Below are 5,963 nucleotides of genomic sequence, written 5' to 3'. Positions count from 1 at the left end.
GCGCAGACTCCACGCCCGGATCATCCACACACACCACCGGCACACCCACACCACCCGGCAACCCACCAGCCAAAGCCCGAGACGTCACCACGCACGCCGGCCCCGCCTCCGCCAGCACCACACTCACCCGCTCCGCCGGATACGACGGATCAACAAACACATACGCACCCCCCGCGTTCCACACACCCAACAACGCCACCACCAAATCAACCGACCGCTCCAACAACACCCCCACCACCGACTCAGGCCCCACCCCACGCCCCCTCAACACACCCGCCAACCGAGACGCCCGCTCATCCAACTCCCCATACGACAACGACTCATCCCCGCACACCACCGCCACCGCACCCGCATCTCGCACCACCTGCTCCGCGAACAGCTCCACCCACGTCGCCTCAGGCACCGGCACAGCACCGTCGTTCCAGCCATCCACCACCTGCCCCCGCACCGACCACGGCAGCACACCCACACCACTCAACGCCGCCCCCGGCGCATCCTCCAACGCCCCCACCAGCTCCCCGACCGCCACCTGCACCAACTCACACACCAACCCGGCATCCCCCGGAGCCACAGCATCAACCACCACCGCAAACCCAGACCCGAGATCATCCACCGCAACCGCCAGCGGATAGTTCGTCCGCTCCTGCGCGAACAGCAACTCAACACCCGCAGCACCACCAGGCACCGAAGCACCAGCACCCGCCGACGGGCCGCCATGGCGATAGTTGAATAGCGAGGTGAACAGCGGGGCCGAGGCCGGGACGCCGCTGGCCTTCTGTGCCAGGGCCAGAGGGGCGTGCTCGTGGACCACGAGGCCGGCCAGCTGGGCCTGCATCGCCCGTACCGCACCCACCACATCCAGGCCCGCCACATCCATCCGCACCGGAAGGGTGTTGATGAACGGCCCCGGAATCCGCTCCGCCCCCACCCCCGCATTCATCCGGCCCAGCAACACTGTTCCGAACACCACATCCGACCGCCCGGCCAGACTCGCCAGCACTCGCGCATACGCGACGTGGAACAACGTCGCCGGGCTCACCCCCAGCCCCCGAGCCTGCTCCCGCACCCGCCCCGCCAGCCCGTCATCCACCACCAGCCGCGCCTGCTCCACACGCGTACCGTCACCACGAGCATCGGCCAGACCGAACGGCAGCGTCGGCTCCGTCACATCACCCAACAGCTCAGCGAAGAACTCCTCATGCTCCGCACGCGAAACTCCCAACCGCGCCTGCGCCACGAAGTCCCGGAACGGCAGCGGCACCGGCAACTCATCCCCGCGCCCCTCCATCAGTGCTGCGACCTCACCAAGCACCACCTGCAGCGCCGTGTGGTCCTGCAGCAGGTGGTGCACCTGCACCAGCCCGAGCCACCGCCCCGACCCCCCCGGCTCAGCCGCCACATGCACCCGCAACAACGGCGCCTGCCGCAGATCCATCCACCGTCCGGCGAGCGCCTGCAGCTCAGCCCCCGGATCACCACCCTCCCCGGTCAGAACCACCTCGGTGACCGGAACCACCGCACGCCGCCGAACCACCTGCACCGGCTCCGGCAACCCCTCCCACACCAACCCAGTCCGATAAATGTCATGCCGGTCCACCACCCGCTGCAACGCAGCCAAGAACCCATCCAACCGCTCACGACTGTCAAAGCCCAGCACCATCGGCACAAGGTAGACGTCCGCCTCACCCCGACCGGCCAGCAGATGATGGAAGAAGATGCCCTCCTGCAACGGCGCCAGCGGATACACATCCGCCACGTTCGCCGCCCCACCCTCGACCGACTCACACACCAAGTCGATCTGCGCCGCTGTCAGCTCGACCAGCGGCAGCATCTCCGGCGTAATCACCTCCACACCCTGCTCGGGAATCCCATTCGGAGGCACCTCCACCACACCCCCACCACTGCCCGCAGCAGCCAACGCCGCCGGCGTCGGAGCCTCGAACAACACCCGCACCGACACCCCGAACCCACGCTCACGCAACCGCTGCACCAACGACACCGCCAGCAACGAATGCCCACCCAGCTCAAAGAAGTTGTCCTCCACCCCCACGCGGTCGACGCCCAACACCTCACCGAACACCTGACACACCAGCTCTTCGGCCACCGTGGCAGGACCCCGCCCACCCGCAGACGAATACTCCGGCGTGGGCAGGGCCGCCCGGTCCAGCTTCCCGTTCACCGACAACGGCAACTCATCCAGCACCACCACCGCCGACGGCACCATGAACTCCGGCAACCGGGCAGCAGCAAGCCTTCGGAGATCATCACCCTGCGCACCCTCAGCCGCGAGGACCACGTACGCGACCAGGCGCTTGTCCCCCGGCACATCCTCACGCGCGACCACCACCACCTGGCCCACCCCCGGATGCGCCGCCAGCACCCCCTCCACCTCACCCGGCTCCACCCGGAACCCACGGATCTTCACCTGTTCGTCCGCACGGCCGACGAAGACCAACTGCCCGTCCGCGGTCCACCGCGCCAGGTCTCCGGTCCGGTACATCCGCTCGCCCGAACCGCCGAACGGGCACGCAACGAAACGCTCAGCCGTCAGCCCCGGTCGCTCGTGGTACGCCCGTGCCAGACCCGTGCCGGCCACATACAGCTCCCCCGCCACACCCGGCGGCACCGGCTCCAGGAACCGGTCCAGGACATAGACGCGCGTGTTGTCGACCGGCCGGCCGATCGGAACACTCCCGCCCAGCGCTTCACTCGGGCTGCCATGCCAAGACGTCGAATCGACCGTCGTCTCCGTCAGCCCGTACAGGTTGTACAACTCCACACTGAGAAGATCGGTGACACGCTTGTGCAAAGCACCCGGCAATACCTCGCCACCGCAGAACAGCATCCGCAGGCTTGTGCAATCGACCGCCGCGGATTCGGCGGCGAACGCCGACAGCAACGAAGGAACGAACTGCGCGACAGTGACTTCCTCGAGCCGCATCAACTCCGCCAGATAGGCCGGATCACGGTGTCCATCCGGGGCGGCGATCACCAACGCCGCCCCGGACATCAACGGCCACCACAGCTCCCAGACCGACGCGTCGAACCCGAACGGCGTCTTGTGGAGCACTCGGTCAGACGCATCCAGCCCGAACACCCGTTGCATCCAAAACATGTGGTTGACCAGGCCGCCATGGGTGACGACCACGCCCTTCGGCCGCCCCGTCGACCCAGACGTATACATCACGTACGCCGCATGCCCGGCCGTCAGGACCGGACTCGACCACTCACCCCTACCAGCCGGCTCCGCCTCGTCGACGGCAAGCACGGGCACGGTCAGGTCTGCCGGAAATCCACCAGCCTGCGCACGCGTCGTGAGCACACACGACGGGCGGGCGTCGGACAACGTGAACGCGATCCGTTCAGAGGGATAGCCGGGATCGACCGGAAGGTAGGCAGCACCGGCCTTCCATACCGCCAGTAGCCCCGCCACCAGCTCAACCGACCGCTCCAGCATGACCGCCACTACCGACTCCGGTCCCACACCCCGACCGGTCAACACCTCCGCCAGCCGGTTCGCCCGCTCATCCAACTCGCCGTACGACAACCGCTCATCCCCACACACCACCGCAACCGCACCCGGGTCCCGAGCCACCTGTTCCGCAAACAGCTGAGCCAGCGTGGTGTCTGAAGCCCTGGTGGCGGTGTCGTTCCAGCCCGCCAGCAGCTGCTCGCGTTCAGCACCGGAAAGGAGCGCGATCTCGCGCAGTGCTCCTTCGGGAGCTTCTTCCAGCGCAGTGATCAGCCCGTCCAGGGCGGTGTGCAGCGATGCGCACACGAGTCCCGGATCAGCCGGAGCAATCACATCGGTAGTGAGTCCGAACCCTGAACCGTCGTCATTTACCGCCACGGCCAAGGGATAGTTCGTGAGGTCCTGACTGTGTACCAGGTCCACGCCGGCCAAGGCGCGACGGTCGCCCTGTGCGGAAGTGGAAGCGGCGCCAGACTGAGGACCACGACGGTAGTTCAGCAGGGACGTGAAGAGCGGGGCTGAGGCCGGGACGCCGCTGGCCTTCTGCGCCAGGGCGAGCGGAGCATGCTCGTGCACCAGCAGGCCGGCCAGCTGGGCCTGCATGGCCCGCACCGCACCCACCACATCCGTGTCCGCGACGTCCATCCGCACCGGCAGCGTGTTCATGAACGGCCCAGGCACCCGGTCCGCGCCCCGCCCGGCATTCATCCGGCCCAGCAACAGCGTCCCGAACACCACATCCGACCGCCCCGCCAGACCCGCCAGCACCCGCGCCCACGCCACATGGAACAACGTCGCCGGACTCACCCCCAGCCCACGCGCCTGCTCCCGCACCCGCCCCGCCAGACCGTCATCCACCCGCAACCGCGCCGACCGCACACCCGTACCGTCACCACGAGCATCAGCCAGACCGAACGGCAGCGTCGACTCCGTCACATCACCCAACAGCTCAGCGAAGAACTCCTCATGCTCCGCACGCGAAACTCCCAACCGCGCCTGCGCCACAAAGTCCCGGAACGGCAACGGCACCGGCAACTCATCCCCGCGCCCCTCCATCAGCAGCGCTACCTCACTCAGCACCACCTCCACGGCGGTGTGGTCCTGCAGCAGGTGGTGCACCTGCACCAGCCCCAGCCACCGCCCCGACCCCCCCGGCTCAGCCGCCACATGCACCCGCAACAACGGCGCCTGCCGCAGATCCATCCACCGTCCGGCGAGCGCCTGCAGCTCAGCCCCCGGATCACCAACCTCCCCGGTCAGAACCACCTCGGTGACCGGAACCACCGCACGCCGCCGAACCACCTGCACCGGCTCCGGCAACCCCTCCCACACCAACCCAGTCCGATAAATGTCATGCCGGTCCACCACCCGCTGCAACGCAGCCAAGAACCCATCCAGCCGCTCACGACTGTCAAAGCCCAGCACCATCGGCACAAGGTAGACGTCCGCCTCACCCCGACCGGTGAGCAGGTGGTGGAAGAAGATGCCCTCCTGCAACGGCGCCAGCGGATACACATCCGCCACGTTCGCCGCCCCACCCTCGACCGACTCACACACCAAGTCGATCTGCGCCGCTGTCAGCTCGACCAGCGGCAGCATCTCCGGCGTAATCACCTCCACACCCTGCTCGGGAATCCCATTCGGAGGCACCTCCACCACACCCCCACCACTGCCCGCAGCAGCCAACGCCGCCGGCGTCGGAGCCTCGAACAACACCCGCACCGACACCCCGAACCCACGCTCACGCAGCCGCTGCACCAACGACACCGCCAGCAACGAATGCCCACCCAGCTCAAAGAAGTTGTCCTCCACCCCCACCCGCTCCACACCCAGCACCTCACCGAACACCTGACACACCAACTCCTCCGCCACCGTGGCAGGACCCCGCCCAGCGCCAGACGAATACTCCGGGGCAGGGAGCGCCGCCCGGTCCACCTTGCCGTTCACCGACAACGGCAGCTCATCCAGCACCACCACCGCCGACGGCACCATGAACTCCGGCAACCGAGCGCCCACATAGGTACGCAAGTCCGCTGCTGTGATCTCGCCAGTATTAGGAACCACATATGCGACGAGACGCTTGTCTCCCGGGCCATCCTCGCGTGCGACCACCACCGCCTGGCCCACCCCCGGATGCGCGGCCAGTACCCCCTCCACCTCACCCGGCTCCACCCGGAACCCACGCACCTTCACCTGATCATCCGCACGGCCCACGAAGACCAACTGCCCATCCGCGGTCCACCGCGCCAGGTCACCGGTCCGATACATCCGCCCACCCGAACCGCCGAACGGGCACGCAACAAACCGCTCAGCCGTCAGCCCCGGCCGCTCGTGATACCCACGCGCCAGGCCCATACCCGCCACATACAGCTCCCCCACAACACCCGGCGGCACCAGCTCCAGACCACCATCCAGCACATACACCCGCGTGTTCTCCAACGGCCGCCCAATCGGCAACACCCCCGGCACCGAACCCGACCCCGACCCCACA

The 5,963-nt window shown here is 67.8% G+C and carries 1 protein-coding gene; it reads right to left on the bottom strand.

The genetic code is table 11. The annotated features are described in order from the left end of the window. A partial coding sequence (locus tag ACGF3J_RS38650) for an amino acid adenylation domain-containing protein (RefSeq protein ID WP_393856120.1) occupies window positions 1-5,896 on the bottom strand: 5,896 nt, incomplete at its 3' end. Between the last annotated feature and the right edge of the window lie 67 nt (window positions 5,897-5,963).

Source organism: Streptomyces sp. NPDC048171 (assembly GCF_043202655.1).
Lineage (GTDB): Bacteria > Actinomycetota > Actinomycetes > Streptomycetales > Streptomycetaceae > Streptomyces.
Note: the sequence above shows the minus strand (reverse complement) of the source record. Positions and strands in the feature narration are given on the sequence as shown.